General features: G+C 66.8%; 29 protein-coding genes. 14 read left to right on the forward strand and 15 right to left on the reverse strand.

The genetic code is table 11. The features are described from left to right. Both ACLIJ1_RS00115 and ACLIJ1_RS00120 read left to right on the forward strand, forming a co-directional pair. Positions 1 to 345: a BON domain-containing protein gene (locus ACLIJ1_RS00115; protein WP_411363445.1), complete on the forward strand. Its 345-nt coding sequence runs from the start codon at positions 1 to 3 to the stop codon at positions 343 to 345. Positions 346 to 426: 81 nt separating this feature from the next. Continuing rightward, positions 427 to 747, forward strand: a complete 321-nt coding sequence (locus ACLIJ1_RS00120) for an antibiotic biosynthesis monooxygenase family protein (RefSeq protein WP_411363446.1) — start codon at positions 427 to 429, stop codon at positions 745 to 747. 21 nt (positions 748 to 768) lie between these two features. Here the strand turns inward: ACLIJ1_RS00120 and ACLIJ1_RS00125 are convergent, their stop codons facing one another. Then, a complete protein-coding gene (locus ACLIJ1_RS00125) occupies positions 769 to 1,326 on the reverse strand; it encodes a GNAT family N-acetyltransferase (protein WP_411363447.1) in 558 nt (185 codons plus the stop codon). 145 nt (positions 1,327 to 1,471) lie between these two features. Between ACLIJ1_RS00125 and ACLIJ1_RS00130 the strand changes: the two genes are divergently transcribed. After that, positions 1,472 to 1,681, forward strand: a complete 210-nt coding sequence (locus ACLIJ1_RS00130; protein ID WP_411363448.1) for a putative motility protein — start codon at positions 1,472 to 1,474, stop codon at positions 1,679 to 1,681. On the opposite strand, the gene ACLIJ1_RS00135 is transcribed toward ACLIJ1_RS00130, so the two are convergent. From ACLIJ1_RS00135 to ACLIJ1_RS00150, 4 genes are read right to left on the reverse strand one after another with little or no spacing between them, the layout of a single operon-like run. After that, positions 1,665 to 2,129 carry an energy transducer TonB gene (locus ACLIJ1_RS00135; protein WP_411363449.1) on the reverse strand — a complete coding sequence of 155 codons (465 nt, stop codon included), beginning with the start codon at positions 2,127 to 2,129 and terminating at the stop codon, positions 1,665 to 1,667. The two genes, ACLIJ1_RS00130 and ACLIJ1_RS00135, sit on opposite strands and share 17 nt — an antisense overlap. A 50-nt stretch (positions 2,130 to 2,179) precedes the next feature. Then, positions 2,180 to 2,614, reverse strand: a complete 435-nt coding sequence (locus tag ACLIJ1_RS00140; protein WP_411363450.1) for a hypothetical protein — start codon at positions 2,612 to 2,614, stop codon at positions 2,180 to 2,182. Beyond that, positions 2,611 to 4,143 (reverse strand): MFS transporter, encoded by a 1,533-nt coding sequence (locus ACLIJ1_RS00145; RefSeq protein ID WP_411363451.1) that lies wholly within the window; start codon positions 4,141 to 4,143, stop codon positions 2,611 to 2,613. The genes ACLIJ1_RS00140 and ACLIJ1_RS00145 overlap by 4 nt, the downstream gene beginning before the upstream one ends. Then, the gene (locus ACLIJ1_RS00150; protein ID WP_411363452.1) at positions 4,140 to 4,481 is read right to left on the reverse strand and encodes a low molecular weight protein tyrosine phosphatase family protein; all 342 of its coding nucleotides are present in this window, start codon (positions 4,479 to 4,481) and stop codon (positions 4,140 to 4,142) included. Before ACLIJ1_RS00150 ends, ACLIJ1_RS00145 begins: the two co-directional genes overlap by 4 nt. Positions 4,482 to 4,822: 341 nt before the next feature. Between ACLIJ1_RS00150 and ACLIJ1_RS00155 the strand changes: the two genes are divergently transcribed. The 10 genes from ACLIJ1_RS00155 to ACLIJ1_RS00200 all read left to right on the forward strand — a co-directional run bounded on the left by ACLIJ1_RS00155 (position 4,823) and on the right by ACLIJ1_RS00200 (position 17,465). Then, positions 4,823 to 5,971, forward strand: coding sequence for an RNA ligase RtcB family protein (locus ACLIJ1_RS00155; RefSeq protein WP_411363453.1), 1,149 nt, complete (start codon positions 4,823 to 4,825; stop codon positions 5,969 to 5,971). Further along, on the forward strand, positions 5,968 to 6,609 hold the full coding sequence (gene prfH, locus ACLIJ1_RS00160) for a peptide chain release factor H (protein WP_411363454.1): 642 nt from the start codon (positions 5,968 to 5,970) through the stop codon (positions 6,607 to 6,609). Before ACLIJ1_RS00155 ends, prfH begins: the two co-directional genes overlap by 4 nt. Then, entirely contained in the window at positions 6,606 to 6,761 is a 156-nt protein-coding gene (locus ACLIJ1_RS00165) for a hypothetical protein (protein WP_411363455.1), read from the forward strand. The genes prfH and ACLIJ1_RS00165 overlap by 4 nt, the downstream gene beginning before the upstream one ends. Before the next feature lie 91 nt (positions 6,762 to 6,852). Continuing rightward, positions 6,853 to 7,143, forward strand: a complete 291-nt coding sequence (locus ACLIJ1_RS00170) for a hypothetical protein (protein ID WP_411363456.1) — start codon at positions 6,853 to 6,855, stop codon at positions 7,141 to 7,143. A 39-nt stretch (positions 7,144 to 7,182) separates the two neighbouring features. Continuing rightward, positions 7,183 to 8,463, forward strand: a complete 1,281-nt coding sequence (locus ACLIJ1_RS00175) for a C1 family peptidase (RefSeq protein ID WP_411363457.1) — start codon at positions 7,183 to 7,185, stop codon at positions 8,461 to 8,463. A 142-nt stretch (positions 8,464 to 8,605) separates the two neighbouring features. Then, the gene (locus ACLIJ1_RS00180) at positions 8,606 to 10,690 is read left to right on the forward strand and encodes a TonB-dependent receptor plug domain-containing protein (protein ID WP_411363458.1); all 2,085 of its coding nucleotides are present in this window, start codon (positions 8,606 to 8,608) and stop codon (positions 10,688 to 10,690) included. A 44-nt stretch (positions 10,691 to 10,734) separates the two neighbouring features. Then, complete coding sequence (locus ACLIJ1_RS00185) at positions 10,735 to 11,244, forward strand: YfiR family protein (RefSeq protein WP_411363459.1); 510 nt, start codon at positions 10,735 to 10,737, stop codon at positions 11,242 to 11,244. Then, positions 11,241 to 13,535, forward strand: coding sequence for an ATP-binding protein (locus ACLIJ1_RS00190; protein WP_411363460.1), 2,295 nt, complete (start codon positions 11,241 to 11,243; stop codon positions 13,533 to 13,535). The genes ACLIJ1_RS00185 and ACLIJ1_RS00190 overlap by 4 nt, the downstream gene beginning before the upstream one ends. Beyond that, entirely contained in the window at positions 13,532 to 13,918 is a 387-nt protein-coding gene (locus ACLIJ1_RS00195; RefSeq protein ID WP_411363461.1) for a response regulator, read from the forward strand. Before ACLIJ1_RS00190 ends, ACLIJ1_RS00195 begins: the two co-directional genes overlap by 4 nt. Further along, positions 13,911 to 17,465, forward strand: a complete 3,555-nt coding sequence (locus ACLIJ1_RS00200) for a response regulator (protein ID WP_411363462.1) — start codon at positions 13,911 to 13,913, stop codon at positions 17,463 to 17,465. The genes ACLIJ1_RS00195 and ACLIJ1_RS00200 overlap by 8 nt, the downstream gene beginning before the upstream one ends. A gap of 27 nt (positions 17,466 to 17,492) precedes the next feature. On the opposite strand, the gene ACLIJ1_RS00205 is transcribed toward ACLIJ1_RS00200, so the two are convergent. The 5 genes from ACLIJ1_RS00205 to ACLIJ1_RS00225 all read right to left on the reverse strand — a co-directional run bounded on the left by ACLIJ1_RS00205 (position 17,493) and on the right by ACLIJ1_RS00225 (position 21,069). Then, the gene (locus ACLIJ1_RS00205; RefSeq protein ID WP_411363463.1) at positions 17,493 to 18,695 is read right to left on the reverse strand and encodes an ammonium transporter; all 1,203 of its coding nucleotides are present in this window, start codon (positions 18,693 to 18,695) and stop codon (positions 17,493 to 17,495) included. Between the two features lie 144 nt (positions 18,696 to 18,839). Continuing rightward, a complete protein-coding gene (locus tag ACLIJ1_RS00210; RefSeq protein ID WP_411363464.1) occupies positions 18,840 to 19,505 on the reverse strand; it encodes a phytanoyl-CoA dioxygenase family protein in 666 nt (221 codons plus the stop codon). Between the two features lie 17 nt (positions 19,506 to 19,522). After that, positions 19,523 to 20,056, reverse strand: a complete 534-nt coding sequence (locus ACLIJ1_RS00215) for a DUF2867 domain-containing protein (protein ID WP_411363465.1) — start codon at positions 20,054 to 20,056, stop codon at positions 19,523 to 19,525. Positions 20,057 to 20,072: 16 nt separating this feature from the next. Continuing rightward, positions 20,073 to 20,507: an MAPEG family protein gene (locus tag ACLIJ1_RS00220; protein ID WP_411363466.1), complete on the reverse strand. Its 435-nt coding sequence runs from the start codon at positions 20,505 to 20,507 to the stop codon at positions 20,073 to 20,075. Positions 20,508 to 20,559: 52 nt separating this feature from the next. Then, positions 20,560 to 21,069 carry a hemerythrin domain-containing protein gene (locus ACLIJ1_RS00225; protein ID WP_411363467.1) on the reverse strand — a complete coding sequence of 170 codons (510 nt, stop codon included), beginning with the start codon at positions 21,067 to 21,069 and terminating at the stop codon, positions 20,560 to 20,562. Between the two features lie 105 nt (positions 21,070 to 21,174). Between ACLIJ1_RS00225 and ACLIJ1_RS00230 the strand changes: the two genes are divergently transcribed. Continuing rightward, a complete protein-coding gene (locus tag ACLIJ1_RS00230) occupies positions 21,175 to 21,519 on the forward strand; it encodes a DUF805 domain-containing protein (protein ID WP_411363468.1) in 345 nt (114 codons plus the stop codon). A 22-nt stretch (positions 21,520 to 21,541) separates the two neighbouring features. Here ACLIJ1_RS00230 and ACLIJ1_RS00235 read toward each other — a convergent pair whose 3' ends face one another. From ACLIJ1_RS00235 to argH, 5 genes are all read right to left on the reverse strand, one after another. Next, positions 21,542 to 22,693 (reverse strand): HDOD domain-containing protein, encoded by a 1,152-nt coding sequence (locus ACLIJ1_RS00235; RefSeq protein WP_411363469.1) that lies wholly within the window; start codon positions 22,691 to 22,693, stop codon positions 21,542 to 21,544. Between the two features lie 89 nt (positions 22,694 to 22,782). Then, entirely contained in the window at positions 22,783 to 23,634 is an 852-nt protein-coding gene (locus ACLIJ1_RS00240) for an SPFH domain-containing protein (protein WP_411363470.1), read from the reverse strand. Between the two features lie 2 nt (positions 23,635 to 23,636). Next, positions 23,637 to 23,828 (reverse strand): hypothetical protein, encoded by a 192-nt coding sequence (locus tag ACLIJ1_RS00245; protein WP_411363471.1) that lies wholly within the window; start codon positions 23,826 to 23,828, stop codon positions 23,637 to 23,639. 27 nt (positions 23,829 to 23,855) lie between these two features. Then, complete coding sequence (locus ACLIJ1_RS00250; protein WP_411363472.1) at positions 23,856 to 24,884, reverse strand: hypothetical protein; 1,029 nt, start codon at positions 24,882 to 24,884, stop codon at positions 23,856 to 23,858. A gap of 5 nt (positions 24,885 to 24,889) precedes the next feature. Next, positions 24,890 to 26,323, reverse strand: a complete 1,434-nt coding sequence (argH, locus tag ACLIJ1_RS00255) for an argininosuccinate lyase (protein ID WP_411363473.1) — start codon at positions 26,321 to 26,323, stop codon at positions 24,890 to 24,892. Positions 26,324 to 26,378: the final 55 nt, after the last annotated feature.

A 26,378-nucleotide genomic window follows, 5' to 3' on the forward strand; every position in this document is an offset into this window, starting at 1 on the left:
ATGAACAAGCGCACTGCACTACTCTTCCTCACCGCCGCCATGGCCGCCACGATCGTGGTGGGTGGCTGCAGCAAGCCGGCTGAAACCCCTGCAGCCGTGCCCGAAGCCCCAGCCGCGGCCGCGGCCGCCAACGTCCCGGACGCCGACGTGACCAACCATGTGACGACCGCTCTGCAGCAGAGCGAATCACTCAAGGGTTTCAACATCGAGGTCGTGACCGCCAAGGGCGACGTGCGCCTGATCGGCGTGCTCGACAGCCAGGCGCAAATCGATGAGGCACTCAAGATCGCGCGCGCATCGGAAGGCGCCCACGCCGTTCACGATGAGCTCACGGTCAAGAAGTAAGGCTGCACCGTGTTCAGGCATTTGATCCGCCTGTGCGCTGTGGCTGCGCTGTCTGTTTCAGCGTTGCTCGGTGCGACGGGTTTGGCACAGACCAGCGTCGCCCAGGGAGGTCCGGTCACGGTGGTTGTGGAAGTCACGCTCGCGGAGAACACCACGTCCGCCGAAGCCTTGGTGGCACTGAACGGCATGAGAGCCATGATGAAACGTCAGGCGGGCTACCTGTCGGAGGAGTTTCTGCAGAACCTCAATGCGGACAACGCGCCGCGCTATGTGCATGTGTCCCGCTGGGCCTCGATGGGCTACTGGGCTGCATTGTTCAGGTCGCCCGAGTTCGAACGCCTCAATGCGCATGGCAACGCACACTACACCATCTCGGCCAGCGCGTTTCTGCCAGCGGAATAGGTTCAGACCCGTCGATGGTTCTCAGCGGATCTGGCGCAGCGAAGAGAGTGTCATGAACCGACTGAACGGATCCTCCCGGTAATCCGCAAACGGCCCACATGCCTCAAACCCGAATCGCCGGTACATCGCGATCGCCGGTTCAAACGGCGGCGTGCTGCCGGTTTCCAGGCTGACCCGTGCGTAGCCGCGCTCACGGGCGAGCCTGAGCAGTTCGGTGAGGATGGCCTGCCCGGCACCCTGGCGCAGGTGGCGCGCGCTGGTGCGCATGGACTTGAGCTCGCCGTGGCCGCCTTCGGTGGCGGTGGTGGGTGTCAGTTCCTTGAGGGCGCCCATGGCGACCAGTTCGCCTTCGGCGCCGGCAGGGGTGTCGGCTGAGGCCTCCGCCGGCAGGCGCCAGGCGGTGAGGAAGGTGATCTCGGGCCGGCGCAGGCCGTCGAGGTCCAGCGCGAACACACATTCGGGCGGCGACTCGGCGCGCATGCCGGCGAGGTGTTCTTCGAGCAGGGCGATGACCTGCGGGTGCGTGAGTGCGCGGTCGATGCGGATGTCGAACTGGCGCGGCGGTGCCTCTGGATGCATGTCGCTCCCTCCCTGGGCGGCGTGTTTTCTGGCCGAAATGGCTCTGCGGCCATTGTGTTCGTTTTGTTACCGGTGAAGCAAGCCGGACGGCTCAAGCGAACCGGGCGCCGGCCGATAAAGGTGGAACCCCTTGAAAGGAACTGCCATGGACCTCGAAATCTCCCCCGAACTGCTCGTCAACCGAGTGGTCCAGTCCCGCCAGGGCTCCGTGGCCGAGGCGGCCCAGGTGCACGTGCTGAAGAAAGCGATGGACCTGCAGGAGTCGGCGTCTGCCACGCTGCTGAACTCGGTGGCCGGCAGCCTGCCGCTGGCCAGCAGCGGCTCGGTGGGGACGAGGGTCAACGCGATGGTGTGACGTTGAGTTCGAACCGGTAGGTGAAAGCGAACTTCAACGTGACGCCCGCGCCATTGCGCGAGACCGGGCTGAACTTCCATTGGGCGACCGCGTCGCGCGCAGCCGCCGAGAGATCGTCGTTCGGGCTTTCCACCACGGTCACATGGCTCACCGAACCATCCGCGAGGACGTCGAACCGCAGCGTCACGCTGCCTTCAACACCTTGCTGCAACGCCTTGATCGGGTATTCCGGCAACGCCGCGTTGAGCAGTTGAAGCGGTTTGTCCAGCGGCGGCTTGACCTGGTGTTCCAGCGTCTCGCGGATCAGCTCGCGCTGCGCATCCTGGCTGCTCAGGAACGCCGGGTTGTTCCCCACGCGGTAGGCAGTACCGCCTTGGGGCAGGGCGCAAGCACCCAGGAGCGTCAGGGTCACCAAGGCGGTGGCGAAGCGGGCTTGGGTGAACGGCATGGCAGGATCTGGCGATCTTTTGATTCAGGCGTGCCCGTTGGCATCGCCTTTCAGAACAAATTTTGCGGCTTGTCGTCGAAGCGGAACGTGTTGATCACCCACCCGCTCTTCCCCAGGTAGCAGAAAAAGACCCAAGGCATGGCTTGGTTGTCGTACTTTTGAAAGTAGGTCAGTCGGACCATGGACTTGCCGACCCATTTCTCCTCGATGAACTCCTGACCAATAGGGTTGCCAAATCGGGCGGCCACCGTGGGGAGGAAAGCGGCGGACTGCGCGAGCATCGAGTCGAACTCGGCCTTTGGGATGACCGTCAGATGGCGGAAGCTCTTGAGGGCCGCGTCGGTTTCACCTTTACCAGCAAGCTGCATGGCCGCGTCCGTCACTTTTCTCAGCTCCTCAAAGGTCGCCAGACCCTGAGCGAATGATGTCGCGCTGCAGATGGTCAGCGTTGCAGCGATCAGGATCCTTGAGAGTCGTCGTTTCATGTGGTGTTGTCCCTGTGTGAGTCGTCTAAACGCCCGGAGTCCCGTTTTAGCATGCGCGCCGCCAGCACACTGGCGAGCAGCACGAGCACGCTGCTGACCAGCGCAGTGAACTGCAGCGCATCGGTGAAGGCGGCCTGCGCGGCGCTCACCAGCGCCCGGGCCGCGTCGGGCGGCAAGCGGTTCGCGGCTTCAAGGGCGCCGCCGAGCGTGCTCTGTGCCTGTGCCGGCAACTCGGCCAGCCCCGCGCCGTCCAGCTGGTGGCGGTAGATGAGCGTGCCCGCGCTGCCGAACAGCGCGATGCCCAGCGCACCACTGAACTCGGAGGCTGTCTCGGCGATGGACGAGGCCGCGCCCGCGCGCTCGGGCGGTGCCGCGGTGATGATCTGTTCGGTGCCGATCGCGAACACCGGCGCCATGCCCAGGCTGACCACGACCATGCCGGCCACCAGCACCCACAGCGCCCACGGGCCGTCGGCGCCCACCATCAGCAGCATGCCCACGGCCGCCGCGGCCAGGCCCCGGACCATCACCGGGCCGGGGCCGTAGCGCGCGGCCATGCGCGGCGCCAGCACCATCGAGCCGAACACGAAGCCGCCGGCCCAGGGCACGGTGGCCCAGCCGGCCTGCAGCGGCGTGAGCATCAGCACCATCTGCAGGTACTGCGCGATGAAGATGTAGACACCGAACATCGCCAGGCACGACAGCGCGTAGGCCACGATGGCGGTGCGGAAGGTCGGGATGGCGAACAGCCGCAGCTCCAGCAGCGGGTAGTCGATCACCCGCTGGCGCCGCACGAACACCCAGCCCACAGCCACGCCCGCGGCCAGCAGCGCCAGCCGCGCCGTGTTGGGGCCGGCCTCGGCCATGGCCTTGATGGCGTAGATGGTGCCGAGCACGGCGGCCAGCGAGAGCAGCACGCTGGCCGCGTCGATGCGGCCGGCGTTTTCGTCGCGGTACTCGGGCAGCAGGCGCGGCCCCAGCACCAGCAGCAACACCATCACCGGCACCGCGGGCAGGAACACCGAACCCCACCAGAAATGCTCCAGCAGCCAGCCGCCCACCAGCGGGCCGATGGCGCTGCCGACCGAGAACGCGGTGATCCACACGCCGATGGCGAACTGGCGCTGCGTCTCGTCGTGGAACATGTTGCGGATCAGCGAGAGCGTGGACGGCGCCAGCGTGGCGCCGGCAATGCCCAGCAGCGCGCGCAGCACGATCAGTTCGGCCTGCGAACGCGCAAACGCGGCCAGCACCGAGGCCGCGGCAAAGAAGGCCACGCCGATCAGCAACAGGCGGCGGCGCCCGATGCGGTCGCCCAGCGTGCCCATGGTGATCAGAAATCCGGAGACCAGAAACCCGTAGATGTCGATGATCCACAGCAGCTGCGAGGCGCTGGGCGCCAGCGCGCGGCTGAGCGCCGGCACCGCGAGGTTGAGCACCGTCAGGTCCATCGCATAGACCAGACAGGGCAGGGCGATCACAGCCAGCCCCCACCATTCGCGGGGGGTGGCTTTGGCGGATGTGGTCATGCGATGTTCAGAAGGCTGCCGACCGACTGCTCCAGCAGCTGGACCAGCTCGGGGTCCATGTACTTGTACTCGTCGGGGATGTCGAGCACGTGAACCGGCTTGCCGGCCAGCAGGTCACCGAAGTCTGCGGCGAGGCGCGACTTGTGTTTCTGCTCCATCACGATCACCACGTCGGCCCACTCGACGTCGGCGTCCGAGACCGTGTGGCGCGCACTGGGGCTGGTGCCGCCGGAGCGCACGTTGAGTTGTGGATGCCGCCGCCAGACTTGCTCGGCGGTGGGGCTGCGCCACTGGTTGCGGCTGCAGACGAAGAGGACATTTTGCTTTTCCCTGTGCATCGTCCCGAGTGTCGCCAAAAGACATCAGCTGCGACCGATCCGCTTGCGCACTTCGTCGCACGCCCGCTACAGTTCGCCCCTCGCTTCGCGCCGCCCATCGACACCGATGCCCGTGCGCGGCGACTCCCACCCCCTCAACCACTCACCAGGAGAAACACATGCAAAACAACATGACCTCCCTGTGGGCTGGGTCAGCGGTGGCGGGGCTGTCGGTCTAAGACGCTCCCCCTCTCTCTGTTCCGCGCCCATGGCTGGCCGGCAACGCGTTCGCGTTGCGCGGTGGGTTGTGGTGCGCGCGTCTGTCCCGGTCCGGTTTCAACGTTTTTGATTCTGGATTTTTCATGGGCAACTTTGTCAAAACCCTGTCGGACCGCGCCTGCGTGGTCGCGTCCGACACAACGTGGATGGAAGACGCTGCCATTGCGCAGCTGGTCACCACGTCACAACTCGAAGGCATGCAACGCGTCGCCGGCATGCCCGATCTGCACCCCGGTCGCGGCTACCCGGTCGGTGCGGCTTTCTTCTCGGTGGGGCGGTTCTATCCCGCCCTGGTCGGCAACGACATCGGCTGCGGCATGGCGCTGTGGCAGACCGATCTGCAGGCGAGCGCCGTGCGGCTGGACAAGCTGGAAAAGCGCGTGGGCAACATCGACGGTCCGATGGACGACGCGGCGGCGCGGGCGCACGCCATGCAGGCCGCTGGCGTGCTGCTCAATGGCCACGAGGCGTCGCTGGGCACCATTGGCGGCGGCAACCACTTCGCAGAGTTCCAGCAGGTGGACACGGTGTTCGACGCGGATGCGCTGTCGGCGCTGGGCATCGATCCGAAGTGCCTGCAGCTGCTGGTGCACAGCGGCTCGCGAGGGCTGGGCGAGCGCATCCTGCGCCTGCATGTCGACGCGTTCGGGCACCACGGTCTGCAGGCCGGAACGCCCGAAGCGGTGGCATATCTGGCGCAGCACGACGGCGCCTTGCGCTACGCGCGCTGCAACCGCCACCTGGTGGCGCATCGGCTGCTGGGCAACGTGCGGGCCGAGGGACGCTGCGTGCTGGACGTGCACCACAACTTCGTGGCGCCGGCGATCATCCAAGGCCAGGACGGCTGGCTGCACCGCAAGGGCGCGACGCCGTCGGACGCCGGGGCTGTGCTGATTCCCGGCTCGCGGGGTGACCACAGCTACCTGGTGCGCCCGGCGCGCCTGTGCAACGACACCCTGCTGTCGCTGGCGCATGGCGCGGGCCGCAAGTGGATCCGCTCGGCCTGCAAGGACCGGCTGTTCAAGCTGATGACGCCCACGCAGATGGGCCGCACGGCGATGGGCAGCCGCGTGATCTGCAACGACCGCCAGCTGATTTACGAGGAGGCGCCGCAGGCCTACAAGCCCATCGACAGCATCGTGCAGACGCTGGTCGGTGCGGGGCTGGTCGAGCTGCTGGCGCGGACCAAACCGGTGCTGACCTACAAGACGCGTGGGGAGTGCTGCGAATGATCCTCCTGCAACTGACGGCCAACACTGGCCCCGAAGAGTGCTGCCTGGCGGTGCGCAAGGCGTTGTCGCAGCTGCTGCGCGAATGCGATGCAGCGGAAGTTCGCACCGAGCTGCTGGAGCAGGTGCCGGGCGAGCGGCCGGGCAACTTCCGCTCCGTCCTGCTGGCGCTGGAAGGGGCGCAAGCCCTGGCCCTGGCGTCGCGCTGGAGCGGCAGCGTGCAGTGGGTCTGCCCCAGCCCCTACCGGCCGGGGCACCGGCGCAAGAACTGGTTCATTGGAGTGGAAGCGTTCGAAACCGATGCATCTGAAGCCAGCCATGAGCTGCGCGAACAGGACATCCGTTACGAAGCGGTCCGCGCCAGTGGTCCGGGCGGCCAGCACGTCAACAAGACCGACTCGGCCGTGCGCGCCACGCACGTGCCGAGCGGCCTGAGCGTGAAGGTGCAGACCGAGCGCAGCCAGCACGCCAACAAACGCCTGGCGAAGGCCTTGCTGGCGCACAGGCTGGAGGCGCTGGCCGACGGGGCGGCGGATGCGGCGCGCAACCAGCGCTGGCGGCAGCACCACGGCGTGGAGCGCGGCAACGCGGCGCGGACCTTTGTCGGTGAGCGTTTTGTGGAGCGTGCGGCGGCCCCATGAACGGTCGTGCGGGTGGGCTCCAGGCCGCCCGCACCCCGGGGGTAGAGCCACTGCATGAAATCCGGCTACCTCTGCTCACGACCGCCAGCATGGGGCTGATCATCGCGGGCGTGCTGGTGATCAACCTGTTCTCGCGATCGGTCGCGCAGTGATTTTCGGGAAATTCCGCACAGTGGGACGGGCGGCATTTGTTTACACTTTGTTGCAGATGCGCCGGGTGGGCCGGATGCACGGAGCCTCCCCATGAAGTCACTGGTCGTCATCGTCAACATCCTGGCGTCGCTGGCATTGCTGCCGGCGCTGTACATGGCGCTGATGTCTCCGATGATGTTCGACTCGGGGGCGACCACCCGTACCTGGACGCTGTTCTGGACGGTGCTGGCGATTCCGGCCTCGATCGTCGTGACACAGATTGCTTCCTGGGTGTTGTTCTACAAGGGTGTGTACCTGTGGGCGCTGGGCGTGGCCTGTGTGCCGCTGTTGTTCGTGGCCCTGCTGGTGGTGCTGTTCGTGATGTCCAGCAGCCTGACCTGACGCATTCCCTCTTCACTTTTTTCAACCGACAGACAAGACATGGACAAACGGTACGGCGGATACAAGATCGGCAAGGTTCCTGACGACGCCAAGCGCAGGGAACGCAACCACAGCAAGACCCTGCCGCAGCGGGTGGACCTGCGCAAGTTCCTGACCTCGATCGAGAGCCAGGTGGGCAACAGCTGCGTGGCCAACGCGATGGCCGGCGCCTACGAGTACCTCGCCAAGCGGGAGCTGGGCGATTCGGAAGACGTCAGCCGCCTCTACATCTACTACAACGCGCGCTACCTTGACGAGAGCCAGGACGAAGACGGCGGCTCGTACATGCACACCGCGATCAAGGGGCTGATGGAGTACGGCGCCTGCTCCGAGCAGATGTGGCCCAACGACGAGGAAATGATCAACGACGAGCCGCACGAGGACGCCTACAACCAGGGCTCGGAGTTCCGCATCGTCGAGGCCGAGGCGATGGACACCGACCTGCAGCTCTGGAAGGAAACGCTGGCGGCGGGCTACCCGATCGCGTTCGCGCTCAACACCTTCAAGAACTTCGACGACGCCAACCGCAACAAGGGCCGCGTGCCGATGCCCAAGGACAACGCCGAGACCCGCAAGACGCACGGCTGGCACGCGATGCTGTGCGTGGGCTATTCGGACATCGACCGCGTGTTCATCGTGCGCAACTCGTGGGGCGAGGAGTGGGGCGACAAGGGCTACTGCTACCTCCCGTACGACTACGTGATGCACGACAGCTACAACGCGCACGACAGCTGGGTGATCAAGTCGGTCGAAAAGCTCGACTACAGCGAAGGCGTCGAGGTCGAGGGCGACGACTCGTACTTCTACGACGACGAGTACCTGCAGATCTCGGACTACTACGTCTACACCGAGGACACCGATGACTTTGTGGAGCGGCTCGAAGCGCTGCTCGGCGAGTGGGTCGAGTCGGAGGACAACTACTTTTTCGACTGGGAAGTCGACGAAGACAAGGACGGCACCTTCATCCAGTTCGGCGAGTTCTACCTGCTGGTGGAGGACCAGGAGGGGTTCCTGGAAGCGCTGAACGAACTGTCGGAAGAGTTCGCCGGCGAGGAGGGCTACGACTACACCGTGGACGAAGGCGACGACGAAGAGGAAGAAGGGGACGAAGAGGACGACGAAGAAGAGGAGGAGGACGAAGAAGACGAAGAAGAGGAGGACGAAGAGGAGGACGAAGAGGAGGACGAAGAGGAGGAAGAAGAAGGCGAGGAAGAAAAGGAAGAGGAAGAAGAGGAAGAGGAAGAGGAAGAGGAAACGCCGGGCCGGAAGAAAAAGCGCTGACGGTGTCGGCCGCCAATGGGCGGTCGTGGTGGCAAGGCGGGTACGGGCCAAGGGCGGTGCATTCAAGCGCCGCCTTGAGGTGCCGATACACCGGGGGATATCCCAATTCGCGGCCGTTCGCGGCCGTCTGCAGGAGCCTTGCATGCACCAATCTCCCCACTTCACGCCTGACCAGCCGCCGTCCCCCTCCCTCCGATCCGGTCCGCAAAGGCTTTGCCGATGGCGCCAGGGCGCGGCGCTGACCTTGCTGGCGCTCGCGGCCCAGCTGGCCTGCGCCGAATCGGCCCAGGACCCGATGGCGCTGTCGCTGGAAGAGCTGATGAACATCGAGGTCAGCTCGGTGGCCAAGAAACCCCAGCGCCTGCTGGACGCCGCCTCGGCGGTCTATGTACTGGGCCGCGAAGACATCCGCCGTTCCGGGGCAACGACGCTGCCCGACCTGCTGCGTCTGGTGCCTGGCGTGCAGGTTGCCCGCATCGACGCCAGCCGCTTTTCGGTGAGCATCCGCGGCTTCGGCAACCGCTACTCGGGCAAGCTGCTGGTGCTGCAGGACGGGCGCACGCTGTATTCCCCGCTGTTCAGCGGCACCTACTGGGAAGTGCAGGACGTGTTGATGGACGACATCGAGCGCATCGAGGTCATCCGTGGCCCGGGCGGCACGCTCTGGGGAGCCAACGCGGTCAACGGCGTGATCAACATCATCACGCGCCAGGCGGGCGAGACGCAGGGGGTGTACGCCCAGGCGACCGCAGGGACGCAGGAGCGTGGCATGGCCTTGCGCTACGGCACCTCGCTGGGCCAGAGCGGTCATCTGCGTGCCTACGCCAAGCTCGATGAACACGACGCCCAGGACGTCACCCCGGGCGTGTCGGCCAACGATGGGGGGCACTCGGCCCGGCTGGGTTTTCGTGCCGACCTCAAACCGGCCGCGGGCGACAGCCTAACGGTGCAGGGCGACGTCTACGACACCAGCGCGCGCGAGAACGTGCAGTACAGCACGCCTTATCCTCCGATGACTTCGTTCGTGCCCAGCGCCGCGAAGTATTCGGGCAGCAACCTGATGCTGCGCTGGGAGCGCACGCGAAACTCCGACGAGAGCTGGCACGTGCAGAGCTATGTCGACCACACGGCCCTGACCGATCTGTTGCACCACCAGAGCGTCCTGACGTTCGACACCGAGTGGCAGCACCGCATCCGGCTGAACCCTGCCCACGAAATCACCTGGGGCCTGGGCTACCGCCGCGTGATGGACGAGATCCAGGGGTCGTACACCCTGGAGGCCACTCCGGTCAGGATGTCCACGTCGCTCTACAGCGGCTTCGTGCAGGACGAGGTGCGCCTCGGCGACGACCTGCAGCTCACGCTGGGCAGCAAGCTGGAGCACAACGATTTCACGGGCTTCGAGTGGCAGCCCAGCGCGCGGCTTCTGTGGCGCCTCTCGCACAACGACAGTCTGTGGGGCGCGGTGTCGCGTGCGGTACTCACCCCCTCACGGTCCAGCCGCGACGTCCAGATGAAGCGCGACACGCTGACCGGCGTGCCGGGGTTGCCGGTGCCGGTGCTGGTGCGCGTGGAGGGCAGTCAGGACATGGTGTCGGAGCGGCTGGTGTCGACCGAGATTGGGTACCGCAGCCAGATCAGCAAGGAGCTGAGCGTCGACGTGAGCGGCTACTACAACCGCTACGAAGACCTGGTCACGGTGAGCCCGGGGAACCTGCGCTTCGATCCGGCGCCGGTGCTGCCGATGAAATTCGGCAACCAGATGAATGGCCACACCTACGGCGTCGAACTCTCCGGCCAGTGGCAGGTCAACCCGGCTTGGCGGCTCAAGGGCGGCTATGGCTGGCAGCATCTGCGCCTGCGCGCGACGCCGGGCAGCAACGCCGTCCTGGCATTCGGCTCGGAAGGAAGCTCGGCGCAGAACGTGTTGCAGCTGAGCAGCCAGCACCGTCTGGGCAACGACTGGGAACTGGACGCCAACCTGTTCTACATGGGGCCTCTCAAGAGCATCGGCCGCCGGTCTGCCTTCGGGCCGTCCGAGTCGGGCCGCATCGATGGCTACACGCGGCTGGACCTGCGGCTGGGCTGGAAGCCCCGGCCCGGCGTCGAGCTGAACCTGATCGGCCGCAACCTGCTGCAGCGTCGCCATCAGGAATACATCGGTGACGACATCACCGCCAGCCAGGTGCCGCGCAGCGTCCTGCTGCAGGCGACCTGGGCCTACTGAGCCTGGCCATGTCCGGTCGGTCAGGTCACCGTTGGATGCGGGCCATGGTCCTGGCCTTGTCCTGCCTGCTGGCAGGACAGGTCGGCACGGCCATGGCACAGACGGTGAGCGACCAGGCGGTCAAGGCGGGCTTCGTCTTCAACTTCTTCAAGTTCACGCAGTGGCCGGGCCTGCGCCCGGACGACGGACGTCCGCTGCGGCTGTGCACGCTGAGCGAGCAGCCGATCGACGAAGAGCTGGCGCTGCTGCAGGGCAGAAAGGTCGACGGTCACACGGTCGAGGTGCGCACGCAGGTGCCGGTCAACGAATGGCACGGCTGTCACATGCTGTTCATCGGCGCGGGTGACCGCACCGAGGCCACGCTGCGGACCCTGGGTACCCTGCCGGTGCTCACCGTGGGCGACCAGAGCGGTTTCGTGCAGGCCGGCGGCATGATCGCCCTGCGGGTGGAGGACAGCCGGGTGCGGTTCGACGTCAACCTGGGCGCTGCCCAGCGCGCGGGGCTCACGCTCAACAGCCAGATGCTCAAGCTGGCCAGGCAGGTGTTGCGATGAAGCTCATGCCCCGCTGGTTGCGCGACCTGCCGGTGGCCCGCAAGCTGGGGCTGCTGCTGGCGCTGAACACCACGCTGGCCGTGTTGGCCATCGCGGTTGTCTTCACCGTGGGCGGTGCGCTGACGCGCTACCACGACGCCCAGCAGCAGTTGCAGGCCATGGCCGAAGTGATCGGCGAGAACAGCCGCGCCGCGCTGGCGTTCAACGACCGGCCGGGAGCGCTGGCGGTGCTCGACGCGCTGCGGGTCAAGCAGGACATCGGCCTGGCCGTGCTCCGCGACAGCCGCCAGCAGACATTTGTCCGCCGTGCGTTCGAACGCGGCGACGACCGGCTGCACGGCATTCTCGGCACGATGACCGACCGTCTGCTGCCGCTGAAGCTGACGGTGTCGCACCGGATCGAGGACGGCGGTATGGGCGTCGGCTACATCGAGCTCACCGCAGGGCTCAACGGCATGTGGGCCGACGTGCTGGAGAGCATGGGTCTGATGGCGCTCGTCGGGGTGGCGCTGGCGGTGCTGGCGGTGTACTTCGGCATGCGTCTGCGCAGTCTGGTGATTTCGCCGGTGCTGGAGCTGGCGCGGGTGTCGCACCAGGTCTCGTTGTCTCAGGACTACTCGCTGCGGGCGGGGCGACAGGGCAACGACGAGGTGGGCCGGCTGGTGGACGACTTCAACCACATGCTTTCGGAGATCCAGACCCGCGACGAGGCCTTGCGCCAAGAGCGCGCGTCGCTGGAAGAGCGCGTCGACCAGCGCACGGCGGAACTCAAGCGCGCGATGGACGAGGCGACGCAGGCCAACCGGGTGAAGTCGGAGTTCCTGTCCACGGTCAGTCACGAACTGCGCACGCCGCTGACGGCGATCTCGGGCTCCATCGGCCTGCTCGCGGGCGAGGCGCTGGGGCCGCTGCCCGAGCAGGTGCTCAACCTGCTGCGGATCGCGCAGAAGAATGGTCAGCGCCTGGCGCTGCTGATCAACGACCTGCTTGACGTGGAAAAGCTGATGGCGGGAAAGCTGCGGTTCGACGTTCAGCGCCAGCCGCTGATGCCGCTGCTTGAACAGGCGCTGGCGGACAACGAGGCGTACGCGCAGACGCTGATGGTCAAGCTGGTGCTCACCGACCGGATGGATGACGCGCTGGTCGATGTCGATGCCTTGCGCCTGCAGCAGGTGCTGTCCAACCTGCTGTCCAACGCGGCCAAGTTCTCTCCCCGCGGAGGGCGGGTGGAACTGGGTGCGCACCGCGTCGGCGAGACCGTGCGCGTGACCGTCACCGACCACGGCGTGGGCATTGCGCCATCGTTTCGCCAGCGTGTGTTCGAGCGGTTCTCCCAGGCCGATTCGACCGATACGCGCAAAAAGGGTGGCACGGGTCTGGGGCTGGCGATCTCCCGCGAACTGATCGAACGCATGGGCGGCCGCATCGGCTTCGAGTCCGAGGAGGGACAGGGCGCCTGCTTCTATTTCGATCTCCAGCTTTCCTACGCCAGCGGTGGTGAGTCGACATGGTCGGGCCTGCTGTCGCTGCCGGCCGACGCGGCGCGCGTGCTGCTGCTGGAGGATGACCCGGATGCCGCGCGCCTGATCCAGCGCATGCTCGCGCGCGCCGGCTATGCGGTGGACCTGGCCGAGCACGCCGGTGAAGCCGCGCTGACCCTGGCCTCGCGCACCAACCGCTTCTCGGCCATCGTGACCGAACTGTCGGCCGGTGATCCGGCCGGGGTGGCCTTTGTGCGCCAGCTGCGCGCTTTGCCCAGCACACGGCACCTGCCGGTGGTGGCGATCACAGGCGACACGGACCGTCTTCGCCATGCGCTGGGTGACTGTGCGGCCGATGTCGTGCTGCTGGCCAAACCCATCGAGCAGGCACGGCTCGCGGCCACGCTGGACCACCTGGTCGTTCCCCAGCGCCAGCGCAGCCTGCGCGTGCTGCACGTCGAAGACAGCAGCCAGGACCACCGCGCCGTGCTCGACATGGCCGACGGCCAGTTCGACATGGAACTGGCCACCACCCTGCGAGAGGCCCGTACCCGGGTGGCACTGGAGCGCTTCGATGTCGTGGTGCTGGACCTGTCGCTGCCCAACGAGTCGGGATGGGACCTGTTGCCGGAAATCCGCGCCCGCCAGCCCGACGCCCGGGTGGTTGTGCTCACCGGCGGCGACATCAGTGCCGAAGACGCACGGCGCGTGGACGCCGTGCTCAAGAAGGACCAGCTTTCGCCCGGGCGACTGGTGCAGGTGATCAGCGCCGACCCGTTGTCGGGATTGGCCAGGAAGGAAGACACATGAACAGCCTTGAACGCATTCTTTACGTCGAGGACGAGCCCGACATCCAGGCCGTGGCCGCGATGGCGCTGGAGATGGTCGGCGGCTTTCAGGTCAAGGTGTGCTCATCGGGCGAAGAAGCGCTGCAGGAGGTGCGCAGCTTTGCGCCCGACCTGATCCTGCTCGACGTCATGATGCCGGGCATGGACGGTCCGGGCACGCTGCGGGCGCTGCGGGCGATGCCCGCTACGGCGCGGGTGCCGGTGGCGTTCATGACCGCGAAGGTGCAGCCGGAGGAAGTCGAGCATTACCGCGCGCTGGGCGCCCTGGACGTGATTGCCAAGCCGTTCGATCCGATGACCTTGTCCACCCGGGTGCGCGACATCTGGGCCGCACAACATGGCTGAAGTCGTGCTCCCAGCCGGTGGCGAAGCCGGCGCCCTGCAGGCGCTGACGGTGCTGCGTCGGCGCTATGTCGAGCGCCTGCCGGCGATCATCGACGGCTTGCGCGCCGACCTTGCGGCCGCCTGCGCGCCGGACGCACCGGCCGACCGGTTCGAGGCGCTGCATCGCCGGCTGCACACCCTGGTGGGCACCGCCGGCACCATGGGCCTGCCTGGCGTGTCGGCCCAGGCGCGGGTGCTGGAACGGGCCGTGAAAGCTCTCCGTACTGGACACCATCCGGCCGCGCCGTTGCCCTGCGACGAATGGGCCCGGCAGATCGACGCCCTGGACGTGCAGGCGCGCAAAGAAGGCGCCGCGCTTGCCGCCGGACAGGCCGCGCCTGCGCCAGCCGAGCCGGTGGCGCCGGCGATCTTGCACCTGGAGCCACTGATCTGCCTGGTGGTGGACGTGCAGGGCGAGGCCGATGCCTTGTGCGAGGGCCTGCGGGCCCGCGGCTACCGCACACTGCAGACGCCGGTCTTCCGCATCGGCGAGACGCCGCTGCCCAGTGCCTGCGACGAGATGGCGGGCGTGGTGGTCTGGCTGGCGAAGCTTCCGCGGGATGCCGAAAGACGCCAGGAGCAGATGGCGCAGCTGGGAAGTTTCAATCTCGGCACCGGGCGGCCCTTGTTCGTGGCGCTGGACGACGACGACGACCTGGCCCTGCGGGTACTGCTGGCCCGGGCGGGCGTGACGCGGACCTTGCCCAGCCCGGTCACGGTGGAGCCGTTGGCCGAGGCACTGGACGCGCTGACGGGCCGGGTACGGCAGCCGCCCTACCGTGTGCTGCTGGTCGATGACGACCCGGATCAACTGGAGGCGCAGGCCCTGGTGCTGCGGCACGCCGGGATGGAGGTGCGCACCCTGTCGGAGCCGCTGCAGGCCCTGGGCGTGCTCAGGTCGTTCGACCCGGACGTGCTGGTGCTCGATGTCTACATGCCGGGTGTGACCGGTCCCCAGCTGGCCGCCGCGCTGCGGGAACGCGAGCAGCATCTGTACCTGCCGATCCTGTTCCTGTCGGCCGAGACCGACATGACGCAGCAATTGCTGGCGCTGAACCTTGGTGGGGACGACTTCCTGGTCAAGCCGGTGCGGCAGGACCACCTGATCGCGGCTGTTTCGGCGCGGGCGCGGCGGGCGCGGCAGAGCGCCGCGATGCGCCAGCGGCTGCAGACAACCCTGTACGAACGCGAACGGGAGCACCAGGCGCTGGGCGAGCACGCCAACGTGTCGGTGCTCGACGCGACCGGTGTCATCACCTATGCCAACGAGCGCTTCTGCCGCACCAGCGGCTTTGCCCTCGACGAGCTGGTGGGCTCGCCGTTCGCGCTGATGCGTTCGGACCTGCACGATGCGGTCTTCTACGACCAGATCCTCGACCATGTGACCGCCGGTGGCGTGTGGCACGGTGAAATGGCCGCGCGGCGCAAGGACAGCAGCGTGTACTGGGTGGAGACGACGATCACGCCCTTCATGGATGCGCGCGGTCAGGTCTATCAGTACGTGGTGATCCAGACCGACATCAGCCACATCAAGGCCGCGGAAACCGCGCTGCGCCAGAGCAAGGCGCGGTTGAACTTCCTGGTGTCGTCCAGCCCGGTGACGATCTACACCCGCCCGGTGCAGCGGATCACCGAGCTGGCCTATGTCAGCCCGAACCTGCCGCAGATCGCCGGCTGGGCGCCGGAGGCGATGACCGAGCAGCCGGAGTTCTGGCTCAGCCTGGTGCACCCGGAGGACCGGGCGCGTGTCGGACAGGAGCTTGGTCTGGTGCTCACACAGGGCAGCCACCGGATGGAATTCCGGTTGCGCCGGCCCGACGGCAGCCACCGCTGGATGCACGACCAGCGGCTGCTGGTGCGCAATGCCGACGGGCAGCCGCAGGAAGTGATCGGCTACTGGATGGACATCACCGATCGCAAGCGCATCGAGGACGAACTGCAGCGCTTCAACCAGGAGCTGGAGCAGCGCGTGGCCGACCAGATCCAGTCGGTGATCGAGAGCGAGCGGCTGGCCCGCGCCACGCTGGACGCGATGAGCGCCGGTGTGCTCATCCTCGACGGGCAGGGCGTGGTGCTGGAAGTGAACCGGGCGTGGTGCGCCATGGACCCGCGCGCGCAGGTGCGCGAGGGCGTGGACTACGTGGTCTGGTGCGACCGCGCCAGCGCCCACGCGACCGGTCGGCTGGCGCCGCTGGCGGAAGGCATCCGGGCCGTGCTGGCAGGCGCCGAGCGCAACTTTGTCCACGAGTACCACCGCAAGGCCGACCGCGAGACCTTCTGGTATGTGTGCCGGGTCGAACGTTTCCCGGGCGTGGACGAGGTGCGCGTGGTGGTCTCGCACGAAGACGTCACCGACCTCAAGAAGATGGAACGCCAGCAACTGCGCTCGCAGCGCCTGGAGAGCCTGGGCACGCTGGCCGGCGGTGTGGCACACGATTTCAACAACGCGCTCGCTCCCGTGCTCATGGGCATGACCCTGCTCAAGGAGTCGTTCCCGCAGGAATCACGCCTGATCGACATGATCCAGAACAGCGCCCAGCGAGGCGCCGACATGGTGCGGCACCTGCTGACCTTCGCGCGCGGCGCCGACGGCGAGCGCGAACCGGTGCAGCTCGATCGCTTGCTGCGCGAGATCGAAAACCTGGTCAAGGGCAGCTTTCCCAAGAACATCGACCTGCACCTGGCGATCGAAGAAGACCTGCCGGCCGTGGTCGGCGACGCCACCCAGCTGCACCAGATCCTGCTGAACCTGTGCGTCAACGCGCGCGATGCCATGCCCGAGGGCGGCGTGTTGCGGTTGACCGCCCGCACGCTGGCGCTGGATGAGGCCGGTGCGCGCAGCATCGCCGACGGGCGACCGGGCCACTACGTTGTGTTGTCGGTGGAAGACGACGGCATGGGCATCGCGCCCGACATCGTCGACCGCATCTTCGACCCCTTCTTCACCACCAAGCGTGCCGACAAAGGCACTGGCCTGGGCCTGTCCACGGTGCTGGGCATCACCAAAAGCCACGGTGGCTTCGTGCACGTCTACTCACAGCCGGGCGACGGTTCAGCGTTTTCGGTCTATCTGCCCTGGGTCGCCACGCCCGAGGCCGCCAGCGATGGTCAGGCGGTGGCCGATCTGGCGTTCCGGGGGCAGGGCGAGACCGTGCTGCTGGTGGACGATGAAGCCGCGGTGCGCGAGGTCGGGCGCATGGTGCTGGAGCACCTGAACGTTCGGCCGCTGGTCGCGACCGACGGCGCGGACGGGCTGGCGCAGGCGGCCCGCCACCGCCACGAGCTGCGGGCGGTGATCACCGACCTGCACATGCCGCACATGGACGGGCTCGCGTTCGTGAAGGCGTTGCGCGACATCCTGCCGGAGGTGCCGGTGGTGGTGGCCAGCGGGCGGGTGGACGAGCAGGTCCTGGAGTCCTTCCGCCAACTCGGTGTCACGCGCCGGCTGGACAAGCCATTCACCGAGGCCCGGCTGGCGCAGGCGCTGCGGGCCATGCTGCCGCATTGATCTGGCGACGGCGTCGCCAGCCCCACCTCACCAGCTCACTTCGCGGTCGGGGGTGGCGCTGATCTTGTGGATCGTCAGGTCAGCGCCTTCGTATTCTTCTTCCTGGTCCAGCCGCAGCCCCAAAGTGGCCTTGAGCACACCATAGACCGTGGCGCCACCCAGCAGCGCCCAGCCCACTCCCATCGCGGTGCCGATCAGCTGGGCGCTGAAGCTCACGCCGCCCAGGCCGCCGAGCGCCTGCTGACCGAAGATGCCGGCGGCAATGCCGCCCCAGGTGCCGCACAGGCCGTGCAGCGGCCAGACGCCCAGCACGTCGTCGATCTTCCAGCGGTTCTGCGTCAGCGTGAACATGGAGACGAACAGCAGGCCGGCGACCACGCCCACCACCAGTGCGCCCAGCGGGTGCATCAGGTCCGAGCCAGCGCAGACGGCGACCAGGCCGGCCAGCGGGCCGTTGTGCACGAAGCCGGGGTCGTTCTTGCCGGCGATCAGCGCGGCCAGCGTGCCGCCGACCATGGCCATCAGCGAGTTGACCGCGACCAGGCCGGAGATCTTGTCCAGCGTCTGCGCGCTCATGACGTTGAAACCGAACCATCCGACGCACAGGATCCAGGCGCCCAGCGCGAGGAAGGGAATGTTCGATGGCGGGTGGGCCGAGACGCCGCCGTCTTTGCGGTAGCGGTTGGCGCGGGCGCCCAGGAAGATCACCGCGGGCAGTGCGATCCAGCCGCCGACCGCGTGCACGACCACCGAGCCGGCGAAGTCGTGGAAGCTGGCGCCGGTCACGGACTCGATCCACGCCTGCACGCCGAAGTGGCCGTTCCAGGCGATTCCTTCGAAGAAGGGATACACAACACCGACGATGACCGCTGTTGCGATCAGTTGCGGCCAGAACTTGGCGCGTTCGGCGATGCCGCCGGAAATGATCGCGGGAATGGCGGCGGCGAAGGTCAGGAGAAAGAAGAACTTCACCAGTTCGTAGCCGTTCTTCTGGGCGAGCTGTTCGGCGCCGATGAAGAAATGCGTGCCGTAGGCGACACCATAGCCGACGATGAAGTACGCAATGGTCGAGACCGAGAAGTCGACCAGGATTTTGACCAGCGCGTTGACCTGGTTCTTCTTGCGAACCGTGCCGAGTTCTAGAAAGGCAAATCCGGCGTGCATCGCCAGGACCATGATGCCGCCCAACAGGATGAACAGGGCATCAGCGCCCTGTTTCAGTGCGTCCATGAGAAATCTCCGTGCAGAAAACTTGTTTTGGTGCGTGATTGGCGCCAAAACAGGGTCTGCATGGCGAATCGCACCACGATCTAGCAAAAACTAAGCCAAATGGATGAAGGTGGTGCATGGGGCACCGCCAAGGTGCTCTTTGTGTCAGATCGCGTGCAGCCAGGCGATGCCATCCGGCAGCTGGCGCGGCCCGAACACGAAGTGCAGCACCCGGCGCCGGCTTTGGCCGCGGGCCTTGGATGAACGGTGCAGCAGCAACGGGCGCATCAGCAAGGCATCTCCAAGGGCTGCCGGGCAAAGCTCTTCCTCGGCGCGAAGGGCAATCGCCTCGTCCGGTGCAACAACACCTTGCCGATGAGAGCCCGGGACAACCACCAGCGGGCCGTCGTTCAGCCCACACGGGTCAAGATGCACGCGCACCGCCAGCAACTGTTCCAGCACGGGCAGCGGGGGCTGCACGTAGGTGGTGCCATCCTTGACCGACCAGGCTTTCCAGGCGGGATGAGCGGTGTGGCCCTTGACGGGGAAACCGAGGTCCTGATGCACAGCGACGAGCCCGTTGAGGTCGGCAGATTTTTCGAAGCAGATGCATTGCAGCGCCACCGCGTCAGGAGCGAGTGCAGGGGCCAGCGCCTGGTGGTGACGCAGGCCAAGGGCCAGATCGGCACACCACCCCTCGACCAGCCGTTCGCGTTGGCCGGGTTTGCCAGCTGGAGCGTCGATCAGGCCTGACAGCCTTTGCGCTTCGGCGGCGGACAGGATCGCCGGAACCAGGGTATGGCCCTGCCGGTCGAGCTGTTGCCGCAGCATGAGGGCGGCAGCTCCCGTCAGGCTGCCACCCGAGCCGGCGCGCCGATGGCGCGCAGCACCGTGGGAGCGATCAGCTTGTGCATCGGCTTGACCGGCAGCATGTACAGCCGACCCAGGCGGTTCTTGGTGTGCACGACGGTGGTGACGGTCACGCGCACCGGCTGGCCGGCTGGCCGGTCGCAATGCACCGAGAGCACCACGTCCAGGTGCTTGTCGCGGTCGCCCAGCAGGACCTCGTCGGGCGTTTTCTCGAACAGCGTGAAGATGCCGACGCGGTCGCCCGGCTGGTAGTCGGCGTCGGGCTTGGCCGGATTGATTTCCGAAAGTTCGCCCAGGTTCTTGAGGCCGACCAGCTGCACCGCGCGGTTGCGCAGCGTCATGCAGGTCTCGACCCAGCGCGGCGTGGTCTGCACCGCCTTGAGGAACTGGCCGAGCGCGCTGAGCGACGGGTCCGCCGCGTCGATGCTCCAGGCGTCGTGGAAGTCGGCGCCAGCGATGCGGCCGGCGATGCGGCTGCCCGCGGGCGGCTGCGTGGCGGTGGGTGTGTTCATGGTGTGGTTCGTGTGGTCAGGACAGCAGGATGGCGCGGGCCAGCAGCGCCCACATGCCGAGCAACACGAAGTTGCTGGCCGCGAACGCGAGGAAGCGGTGCAGCACGTGGTTGTAGGTGATGTGGATCAGGCTGTGCACGATGCGCAGCGCGACGTAGGCCCAGGCGAGGCCGATCAACAGCGGCGTCGCGTTGGCGGTTGCGTGCGCCAGCAGCACCGCCACGTAAAACAGCAGCGGAAGCTCCAGCAGGTTCATGTAGTTGCGGTTGGGCAGCGACACGGTGGCGGTTACCCGGCCGGACTCACCCAGCGCGTATTCGCGTGGCGAGATGGTGCCGTTGAAGCCCGCCTGCAGGCGCCGGAACGCAATCAGCACCAGGATGCAGAAGGTCCAGGCTGCCAGCGCGAAGGCCGGAGCGAAGAGGGACGCGGTGGAGTGCGGTGTGGGCATCCGCCCACTGTAGCGGGACTTGCTCAGGGCCAGCGGGCGGCCCTGTCAGGCTTCACGAGCAGCTGACGCTGCCGCAGCCGCTCATGGTGGCGGGGCGGACCCGGTCCGGGTCGGCCAGGGTTTCGGTCTTCGAGTCGAAGCCGACTTCCTTCATGTGCAGCGCAAGACCGGCGTCCATGCTGGCGGCGTGTTGCGGGAACCACTCGACCAGCGCTTCCGCCAAGCGGGTGATGATTTCCTTGTCGTCTTTCTCGTAGTGCTCGACCACGGCGTGGAGCGTTTCCATGATCGTGGCGTGGTGGCCGGCGTGGCAGTTGTCTGCAGCAAAGCCGGTCGCGACCATCCAGCGCTCTTCCTGCGCGAAGTGCTCTTTGGTGTGCTCGATGAAGCGCAGGTACAGCGGCAGTTGCTGGTCCTGCGGGGTGGCCAGCAGTTGGTTGAGCATCTCCACGAATTCTTCGTGGGTGTCGTCCATGCGGCCGTCGCCGGTGTGCAGTTGCGGGTTCCAGTCCAGGCCGGCAATGGCCTGGGCGGGAGCTTCGTGGGTGGTGGTCGCGTCCATGGGGCGTCACTGTAGCCGCAAACCCGGCCGGCAGCGCTTGACCGGGGTCAAGCCAGCCCGGGTCGCCGGGGCTATCATGAAATTTTCAACCTGGAGGAGAGCGGCATGAACTTTGTTGACGCGGTCAAGCAGTGTTTCACCAAGTACGTGGGCTTCGAGGGCCGGGCACCCCGGTCGGAGTACTGGTGGTGGGTGCTGTTCATCATCGTGGTGTCGATCGTGCTGGGGTCGGTCCGGGCCGGCATGCTGGCCAACCTGTTCTCGCTGGCCACACTGCTGCCGTCGCTGGCGGTGGGCGCACGCCGCCTGCACGACATCGGCAAGAGCGGCTGGTGGCAACTGGTGGCGCTGATCCCGCTGATCGGCTGGATCCTCCTGATCTACTGGGCCGTGCAGCCCAGCGAAGGCGACAACAGCTACGGTCCAGCGCCCTCGATCGCCTCGAACTGAAGGCGCAGGTCCGGCGGGAGGGTCAGGCTTCGGCCGCGACCCGGCCCAGCATCTGGTCCACCGTGGCCTGCAGCTCGGGTGAGGCCAGAGCCTGGTCCAGTTTGGCCAGTGCCGGGTGCGAGAGGCTGGCGCGCAGGTGGTAGGTGTCGACGCCGCCGTCCTGCTGCGAGCTGTAGCCTTCAAGGCTTTCTAGCTGACCCAGCGCCAGGCGTTCACCCAGCCGGGCACAGAGGTAACCCAGCGCGAAGCGCGGCGCGCGTTTCGGGTCGGTCGACATGAAGGGTGTGACCAGCTGGCGGCCGACGCCGCTGACGTCGTTGACCAGTTCCTCGGGCAATTCCCAGGACTTCATCAGCAGCCCGCCGATTTCGGTCGCATTCAGGCCCAGCAGTTCCTGCTCCAGGCGGGCGCGCTCCAGGCGGCCGCGATCCAGCCACTTTTCCAGCCCGGACATCGGGATCAGCGAGGCGGTGGCGAGCTGTCCCACGAAGCTGAGCACCACCTGGGTCGAGAGCGTGCCCTGGTCGGGCAGATTGAGCGCCTTGGCCAGCCGCACACAGAGTTCGCTGGCGATCGCGCTGGCCTTCCAGATCGCGTCAAAGCTGCGTTGCGCTTCGGCCAGCTTGGGCTTGAAGGCTTCGGCCAGCATGTACTGCAGGCAGATGCTGCGCACCGTGTTCATGCCCAGGAAGGTGACGGCCTGGCCGATGTTGGTCACGGGCGTGTGCAGGCCGTAGATCGGGGCGTTGACGGTCGAGAGGATCTTGGCGGCGATCAGCGGTTCGCCCATCACCAGATCGCTCAGTTCGGCCGAACCGGCGCGCGCGACGAAGTCGGGCGAGAGCAGCTTCTGCATCGAGCGCGGGGGCTTGGGAATGCCGCGCACGGCGGTCAGCAGGGTGTCGCGGTGCGCCGGTTCCATGTCCTGCGCGCCCAGCCAGCGGAACTCCGACAGACTGGCCGGCAGTGGCTCCTGCACCGGCGCCACGGGTTCGCGCAAGGTCGGCACCTGTGCCGGTGCGGCGGTGGGGGGCGAGGCTTTGGGCGCCGGCGTGCTGACGCGTTGAACGGCGACGTGTGGCGAAGCGGTCGCCGTCGGCGTCGGGCGCCGGAAAAACCACCAGGCCAACGCCAGTGCCAGGACACCAGCAATCCACATCATGAGAAGCGACACGACAAACCTCCATCCAGGGATGTGGTCCATGGACATTCCATGGACTTGTTTGTCGTCTAGATCGGCGTTTGGCCGCCGGTCTTGAGCGGCTACTTGCCGACGTTGACGAGCGGCGTGGCGGAGCCGCCGAGCAGCACGGTGTTGCCAGGCTTGCTGGCCAGCGCCAGGGCGGTGTCTCGCTGAATCTCGGCCAGCTTGATTTCCTTGAGGGAGGGCGTGAGCGAGGCGCTGATGATTTCGTTGGCTTTTGCTTCGCCCTGGGCCTGCACGATGAGTCTTTCGGCCTCGGCCTTGGCCAGTTCGACTTCCTTGCGCTTCTTTTCGATCGCCTGGTCGGTCTCGGCGCGCGAGCGGATGGCGGCCTCGATGGCCGGGTCGGTCAGCAGGTTGCGGACGTTGACGGCGGTGACGACGAACGCGCCGGGGTCGTTCTTTTCCAGTTCCTGCTGCAGCCGGGCGCGGACCATCTCCGACAGTTCGGTGCGTTTGGTGTGCATGGTGGTCGCGTCCAGCTCGGCGACAGATTTGTAGATCGCTTCGCGGGCTTCGCGCGAGACGCGGCTGAAGGCCACCACCAGGTCTTTGGTGCCGCCCTGCACGATCTGGTTGTGCTGCACCACATCACCCTGGTACTTGATGTAGAGCGCGGGCACGGCCGCGGGCGTGGTCTTGTAGTAGACGTCGATGTCGACGTCTTTCATCGTCAGGTTGTCCCGGCTCTTGGGCGTCATGTCGTTGAGCTGGAAGCTGACTTCCTTGGTCGTGAACTCGTCGACGGTCTTGAACAGTGTGAAGTAGACGCCGGGGTTCAGCGCCTCGGTGCCGACCTTGCCCAGCGTGCGTTCCACGCCGACGTTGCCGGTGTCGATCTGGCTGCAGGCTGCCAGCAGCAAAGCGGCAGCGGGAACGGTCAGTCGGCGCAGGGCGGCAGAGGCGGTCATGGTCAGAGCAGTTTGGTGGAGGGAACGAAGTAGGCGACGACCAGCATGGCTAGCAGCACCAGGGCCACGGCGGCCAGCCGCAGGCCGTGGCGCTTGATCAGACCGATCTGCTCGGGTCTGACCAGCGGACGGGTCAAAAGCCACAGACCGTAGCCGGCGGCGATCGAGAAGAAGAGCAGCAGGAGTTGGCGCATCGGTCGGTGGTGTCCGTTGGCGGAAGTCTATTTCAGGGACTGTGTCGCCCACGCCGGGAGTGCGCGGCGCAGGGGGTGTTGGGCACTGGCGTCGGTCCGGCCAGCCAGCCAGTATCCCAGCAGGTCCGCGGCAATTTCGTGGGGGTGGTAGAGCTCGTTCCGGTTGGGGAACGCGTCCACATAGCCCTGCACTTCCAGCAGCGGTCCGGAGGATGGGCGCCCATCGGGTTCCTGCAGGCGCCACTGACCTTGTTCCAGGCGAAAGCGCACGGCCTGCTTCTGGAAGTCGCGCGGCATGCTTGGCGTCTGCAGATTGCCCAGCTGCAGCCAGGGCAGCACCGCCTCGCCGGGCGAACCGGGCAGCGGGAAAATCCATTCGCTCACCGGTGCATCGGGATTGATCACGCCGCGCTCCTGCAGCGCCGGCATCTGCGGGGCCGGGACGCGCACGAAGCCAAGAAACTGGGTGTTCAGCCCGTCAAAGATCGCCGGGTGGCTGCGCTGCAGGATGTGCGTCTGCTCGTGGACCAGCAGGTAGCCCAGAAACACCTGGAGCCGGGTCAGATCCTGTGCGCGGTAGCCGGCCAGCAGGTTCTGCAGGATCCCCGCACCAAAGACGATGGTGTCTTCGCGCGTGTGGGGCAGGCCACCTTCCACCCGGTCGCTGATCTTGGCGAACTTCCAGGGGGTGCGCGCATACAGCGGGGCCTTGTCGACCAGCGTGGGCCACAACGCATTCAGCGACCAGCGCAGCAGGGCCTGTTCGTCGGCGGAGAACTCCAGTGTCTCGGCGGCGTAGTGGGCTTTTGCGCGTTCGCGTGCCTCGGCCAGCGACAAACCCCGCAAGTCCTGGCGGGTCTTGGCCAGGAGCTCGGGAACATGCATGGCGTCGAAGTAGGCCTGTGCGCCAGGGCCAGCCATCAAGGCGGCGGCTTCGCTGCGGTTCAGAAACTGCGGCGCCGGATGTTCCGGCGCCTGTGTTTGCGCTGGCGCCGCCACCGCGCCCAGCCCCAGGCCGACCAGCAGCACCAGCGGCAGAAGGGCGCGGCGCAGCATCGGGCTCAGGCCAGCCGGGTGCGGTGGCGGGCAATCTGCGCCTTGACCTGCACTGGCGCGGTGCCGCCCAGGGTGTTGCGGGCGTTCAGGCTGCCGCGCAGGCTCAGGCATTCGTACACGTCCTTTTCGATCGACGCATTGAAACCCTGCAGCACGGTCAGCGGCAGTTCGGACAGGTCGCAGTTGTGTGACGTGGCGGCCTTGACCGCATGGGCCACGGTTTCGTGGGCGTCGCGGAAGGGCAGGCCCTTCTTGACCAGGTAATCGGCCAGGTCGGTGGCGGTGGCGTAGCCCTTGTTGGCCGCGGCTTCCATGGCTGCGGCGTTGACGGTGATGCCGCCTTCCTTGGCGCCGGTGGCGGGGTTGAGCTGTCCGCCCACCATCTCGGCAAAGATGCGCAGCGTGTCTTTCAAGGTATCCACCGTGTCGAACAGCGGCTCCTTGTCTTCCTGGTTGTCCTTGTTGTAGGCCAGGGGCTGGCCCTTCATGAGGGTGATCAGGCCCATCAGGTGGCCGACCACGCGGCCGGTCTTGCCGCGGGCGAGTTCGGGCACGTCGGGGTTCTTCTTCTGCGGCATGATCGACGAGCCGGTGGTGAAGCGGTCGGCGATCTTCACGAAGCCGAAGTTCTGGCTCATCCACAGGATCAGCTCTTCCGAGAAGCGGCTGATGTGCACCATGCACAGGCTGGCCGCGGCGGTGAACTCGATCGCGAAGTCGCGGTCGCTCACACCGTCCAGGCTGTTCTGGCACACGCCCTCCATGCCCAGCGTCTTCGCGACGCGCTCACGGTCCAGCGGGTAGGTGGTGCCGGCCAGCGCGGCGCTGCCCAGCGGCAGGCGGTTGGTGCGGCGGCGCACGTCGACCATGCGCTCGGCGTCGCGGCTGAACATCTCCACATAGGCCAGCAGGTGGTGCGCAAAGCTCACCGGCTGGGCGACCTGCAGGTGGGTGAAGCCGGGCAGGATCACTTCCACGTTCTTCTCGGCCACATCGACCAGGGCGACCTGCAGTTCTTTCAGCAGGTCGCTGATCAGGTCGATCTCGTCGCGCAGCCACAGGCGCACGTCGGTGGCGACCTGGTCGTTGCGGCTGCGGCCGGTGTGCAGGCGCTTGCCGGCGTCGCCCACCAGCTGGGTCAGGCGCGCCTCGATGTTGAGGTGCACGTCTTCCAGGTCGAGCTTCCATTCGAAGCCGCCAGCCTCGATTTCAGAGCGGATCTGCGCCATGCCGCGCTGGATGTCGGCCAGGTCGCTGGCGCCGATGATCTTCTGCGCAGCGAGCATTTCAGCGTGGGCCAGGCTGCCGGTGATGTCGGCCAGCCAGAGGCGCTTGTCGAAGAAGACGCTGGCGGTGTAGCGCTTGACCAGCTCGCTCATGGGCTCCGAGAATAGGGCGGACCAGGCTTCGGATTTCTTGTCGAGTTGGTTGGTGGACATGGTGGTGCCAGCGGCGAGAGAGGGGTTCGGAAGGTGGCGCATGCGCCCGGCAGGG

The organism is Hydrogenophaga sp. RWCD_12 (assembly GCF_046604225.1).
GTDB lineage: Bacteria > Pseudomonadota > Gammaproteobacteria > Burkholderiales > Burkholderiaceae_C > Hydrogenophaga.

Excerpts from the sequence above, each read along its gene's own strand:
- ACLIJ1_RS00240 (WP_411363470.1), bottom strand. The coding sequence starts at position 23,634 with ATGACCGCCTCTGCCGCCCTGCGCCGACTGACCGTTCCCGCTGCCGCT.
- ACLIJ1_RS00115 (WP_411363445.1), top strand. The coding sequence starts at position 1 with ATGAACAAGCGCACTGCACTACTCTTCCTCACCGCCGCCATGGCCGCC.
- ACLIJ1_RS00140 (WP_411363450.1), bottom strand. The coding sequence starts at position 2,614 with ATGAAACGACGACTCTCAAGGATCCTGATCGCTGCAACGCTGACCATC.
- ACLIJ1_RS00150 (WP_411363452.1), bottom strand. The coding sequence starts at position 4,481 with ATGCACAGGGAAAAGCAAAATGTCCTCTTCGTCTGCAGCCGCAACCAG.
- ACLIJ1_RS00210 (WP_411363464.1), bottom strand. The coding sequence starts at position 19,505 with ATGCTGCGGCAACAGCTCGACCGGCAGGGCCATACCCTGGTTCCGGCG.
- ACLIJ1_RS00220 (WP_411363466.1), bottom strand. The coding sequence starts at position 20,507 with ATGCCCACACCGCACTCCACCGCGTCCCTCTTCGCTCCGGCCTTCGCG.
- ACLIJ1_RS00215 (WP_411363465.1), bottom strand. The coding sequence starts at position 20,056 with ATGAACACACCCACCGCCACGCAGCCGCCCGCGGGCAGCCGCATCGCC.
- ACLIJ1_RS00155 (WP_411363453.1), top strand. The coding sequence starts at position 4,823 with ATGGGCAACTTTGTCAAAACCCTGTCGGACCGCGCCTGCGTGGTCGCG.
- ACLIJ1_RS00195 (WP_411363461.1), top strand. The coding sequence starts at position 13,532 with ATGAACAGCCTTGAACGCATTCTTTACGTCGAGGACGAGCCCGACATC.
- ACLIJ1_RS00175 (WP_411363457.1), top strand. The coding sequence starts at position 7,183 with ATGGACAAACGGTACGGCGGATACAAGATCGGCAAGGTTCCTGACGAC.
- ACLIJ1_RS00190 (WP_411363460.1), top strand. The coding sequence starts at position 11,241 with ATGAAGCTCATGCCCCGCTGGTTGCGCGACCTGCCGGTGGCCCGCAAG.
- ACLIJ1_RS00170 (WP_411363456.1), top strand. The coding sequence starts at position 6,853 with ATGAAGTCACTGGTCGTCATCGTCAACATCCTGGCGTCGCTGGCATTG.
- ACLIJ1_RS00180 (WP_411363458.1), top strand. The coding sequence starts at position 8,606 with ATGCACCAATCTCCCCACTTCACGCCTGACCAGCCGCCGTCCCCCTCC.
- ACLIJ1_RS00145 (WP_411363451.1), bottom strand. The coding sequence starts at position 4,143 with ATGACCACATCCGCCAAAGCCACCCCCCGCGAATGGTGGGGGCTGGCT.
- ACLIJ1_RS00125 (WP_411363447.1), bottom strand. The coding sequence starts at position 1,326 with ATGCATCCAGAGGCACCGCCGCGCCAGTTCGACATCCGCATCGACCGC.
- ACLIJ1_RS00130 (WP_411363448.1), top strand. The coding sequence starts at position 1,472 with ATGGACCTCGAAATCTCCCCCGAACTGCTCGTCAACCGAGTGGTCCAG.
- ACLIJ1_RS00245 (WP_411363471.1), bottom strand. The coding sequence starts at position 23,828 with ATGCGCCAACTCCTGCTGCTCTTCTTCTCGATCGCCGCCGGCTACGGT.
- ACLIJ1_RS00165 (WP_411363455.1), top strand. The coding sequence starts at position 6,606 with ATGAACGGTCGTGCGGGTGGGCTCCAGGCCGCCCGCACCCCGGGGGTA.
- ACLIJ1_RS00205 (WP_411363463.1), bottom strand. The coding sequence starts at position 18,695 with ATGGACGCACTGAAACAGGGCGCTGATGCCCTGTTCATCCTGTTGGGC.
- argH (WP_411363473.1), bottom strand. The coding sequence starts at position 26,323 with ATGTCCACCAACCAACTCGACAAGAAATCCGAAGCCTGGTCCGCCCTA.
- ACLIJ1_RS00230 (WP_411363468.1), top strand. The coding sequence starts at position 21,175 with ATGAACTTTGTTGACGCGGTCAAGCAGTGTTTCACCAAGTACGTGGGC.
- ACLIJ1_RS00200 (WP_411363462.1), top strand. The coding sequence starts at position 13,911 with ATGGCTGAAGTCGTGCTCCCAGCCGGTGGCGAAGCCGGCGCCCTGCAG.
- ACLIJ1_RS00250 (WP_411363472.1), bottom strand. The coding sequence starts at position 24,884 with ATGCTGCGCCGCGCCCTTCTGCCGCTGGTGCTGCTGGTCGGCCTGGGG.
- ACLIJ1_RS00225 (WP_411363467.1), bottom strand. The coding sequence starts at position 21,069 with ATGGACGCGACCACCACCCACGAAGCTCCCGCCCAGGCCATTGCCGGC.
- ACLIJ1_RS00185 (WP_411363459.1), top strand. The coding sequence starts at position 10,735 with ATGGTCCTGGCCTTGTCCTGCCTGCTGGCAGGACAGGTCGGCACGGCC.
- ACLIJ1_RS00135 (WP_411363449.1), bottom strand. The coding sequence starts at position 2,129 with ATGCCGTTCACCCAAGCCCGCTTCGCCACCGCCTTGGTGACCCTGACG.
- prfH (WP_411363454.1), top strand. The coding sequence starts at position 5,968 with ATGATCCTCCTGCAACTGACGGCCAACACTGGCCCCGAAGAGTGCTGC.